The organism is Halomonas flagellata (genome assembly GCF_022487945.1).
Classification (GTDB): Bacteria; Pseudomonadota; Gammaproteobacteria; order Pseudomonadales; family Halomonadaceae; genus Halomonas; species Halomonas flagellata.
This window is the reverse complement of the sequence record NZ_JAKVPY010000061.1, coordinates 1-2,733: the sequence shown is the minus strand read 5'-3', so window position 1 is coordinate 2,733 and position 2,733 is coordinate 1. Positions and strand designations below refer to the sequence as shown.

The following is a 2,733-nucleotide window of genomic DNA, read 5'->3' as shown; positions in this document are numbered from 1 at the left end:
CCGCCCTCGATGCCCTGCTCGACGCCGACGGCTACCAGGCCGTGGCCGACGCCGACGACTGATCCCGCTATCGCCGACCTCCGCCCCCCGGCCACCCCGGCCGGGGACGCTTTTCGCCGACCGCCGCCGATCCGGCAGGTCCAGACACATAGGGTGTTCCATGGCTCTCGACAACCGCCGCCTGGCCGAGCTGGCCGCACACGACGACTTCCTGCAACGCCATAATGGTCCGAACGCCGATGACGTCGCCGCCATGCTGGCCACCCTGGACCTGGACAGCATGGAGACGCTCATCGAGCGTACCGTGCCCGCGGACATCCGCCTCGACCGTGCCCTGACCCTGGACGCCCCCCGCAGCGAGGCCGAGGCGCTGGACTACCTGAAGCGCCTGGCGCGCCAGAACAAGGTGTTCAAGAGCTATATCGGCCAGGGCTACCACGACACCCACCTGCCGGCGGTGATCCAGCGCAACGTGCTGGAGAACCCGGGCTGGTACACCGCCTACACCCCCTACCAGCCGGAGATCGCCCAGGGCCGCCTGGAAGGCCTGCTCAACTTCCAGCAGATGGTCATGGACCTCACCGGCATGGCACTGGCCAACGCCTCGCTGCTCGACGAGGCCACCGCGGCGGCCGAGGCCATGGCGCTGTGCAAGCGCGCCAACCGCAAGTCGAAGAGCGATGCCTTCTTCGTCGCCGACGACGTCCTGCCCCAGACCCTCGACGTGGTGCGCACCCGCGCGGCCTACTTCGGCTTCGAGCTGATCGTGGCCCCCGCCGAGGCACTGGCCGAGGCCGACGTCTTCGGCGCCCTGCTGCAGTACCCGGGGGACGGCGGCCGGGTCCGCGACCTGGCGCCGCTGCTCGCCGGTGCCGGCAAGCGTGGCATCATGACCTGCGTGGCCGCCGACCTCATGAGCCTGGTGCTGCTCGCCGAGCCCGGCGCCCTGGGCGCCGACATCGTGGTCGGCTCCTCGCAGCGCTTCGGCGTGCCCATGGGCTACGGCGGCCCCCATGCCGCCTTCTTCGCCACCACCGACAAGCTCAAGCGCTCGATTCCCGGCCGCCTCATCGGCGTCTCCCGGGACAGCCGCGGCAATACGGCGCTGCGCATGGCCATGCAGACCCGCGAGCAGCACATCCGCCGCGAGAAGGCGACCTCCAACATCTGCACCGCCCAGGCGCTGCTGGCCAACATCGCCGGCTTCTATGCCGTCTACCACGGTGCCGAGGGGCTCACCACCATCGCCTCGCGCATCCATCGCCTGACCACCCTCCTCGCCGAGGGGCTCAAGGCCAGGGGCGTCGGCCTCGCCCACGACAGCTGGTTCGACACCCTGCGCCTGACCGGCGTGGACGCCGGCAAGCTGCATGGCCGGGCCATGACCCACGAGATCAACCTGCGCTATTTCGCCAATGGCGACGTGGGCGTGAGTCTCGACGAGACCACCACCGCCCACGACCTGGACGTGCTGTTCGACGTGCTGCTGGGCGAGGAGCACGGCCTCTCGGTGCGTGAGCTCGACGACCGCGTGGTCGCGGCCGGCACCAGCGGCATTCCCGTGGCCTGCCGGCGCAACTCGGCCTTCCTGACCCACCCCACCTTCCGCCGCTACCGCAGCGAGACCGAGATGCTGCGCTATCTCAAGCGCCTGGAGAACCGGGACCTGTCGCTGACCCATGCGATGATCCCGCTGGGCTCGTGCACCATGAAGCTCAACGCCACCAGCGAGATGATGCCGATCTCCTGGCCGGAGTTCGCGCGCCTCCACCCCTTCGCGCCCCGCGACCAGGTGGCCGGCTACCAGCAGATGATCGACGAGCTGGCCGCCTTCCTGGAGGAGATCACCGGCTACGACCACATCGCCATGCAGCCCAACTCCGGCGCCCAGGGCGAGTACGCCGGCCTGGTGGCGATCCGTCGCTACCAGGCCGCCATCGGCGAGGGCCACCGCGACGTCTGCCTGATCCCCAGCTCGGCCCACGGCACCAACCCGGCCTCCGCGGCCATGGTGGGCCTCAAGGTCGTGGTGGTCGAGTGCGACGCGCTCGGCAACATCGACACCGACGACCTGCGCGCCAAGGCCGACCGGCACGGCGACGCCCTGTCGGCGATCATGATCACCTACCCCTCCACCCACGGCGTCTTCGAGACCAATGTGCGCGAGGTCTGCGAGATCGTGCATGCCCAGGGCGGCCAGGTCTATATCGACGGCGCCAACATGAATGCCCAGGTGGGCCTGGCGCGCCCGGGTGACTTCGGCGGCGACGTCAGCCACCTCAACCTGCACAAGACCTTCTGCATCCCCCACGGCGGCGGCGGCCCCGGCATGGGCCCGATCGGCGTCAAGGCGCATCTCGCCCCCTTCGTCGCCAACCATGTGGTCACCCCCCTCGAGGGCGTGCATGCCGACTGCGGCGCGGTCTCGGCGGCGGCCTTCGGCTCGGCGTCGATCCTGCCGATCTCCTGGGCCTACATCAAGATGATGGGCGCCCGCGGCCTGACGCGCGCCACCGAACTGGCGATCCTCAACGCCAACTACATCGCCAAGCGCCTCGAGGACCACTACCCGGTGCTCTACAAGGGGGCCAACGGCAGCGTGGCCCACGAGTGCATCATCGACATCCGTCCGCTCAAGGCCAGCTCCGGGATCAGCGAGGAGGACATCGCCAAGCGCCTGATGGACTACGGCTTCCACGCCCCGACCATGTCCTTCCCGGTGCCCGGCACCCT

At 69.7% G+C, this 2,733-nt stretch carries 1 protein-coding gene; it reads left to right on the top strand.

Going from position 1 to position 2,733, the window contains the following annotated elements:
- Positions 1–160: 160 nt before the first annotated feature.
- A partial coding sequence (gene gcvP / locus MKP05_RS21060; protein ID WP_240570107.1) for an aminomethyl-transferring glycine dehydrogenase occupies positions 161–2,733 on the top strand: 2,573 nt, incomplete at its 3' end.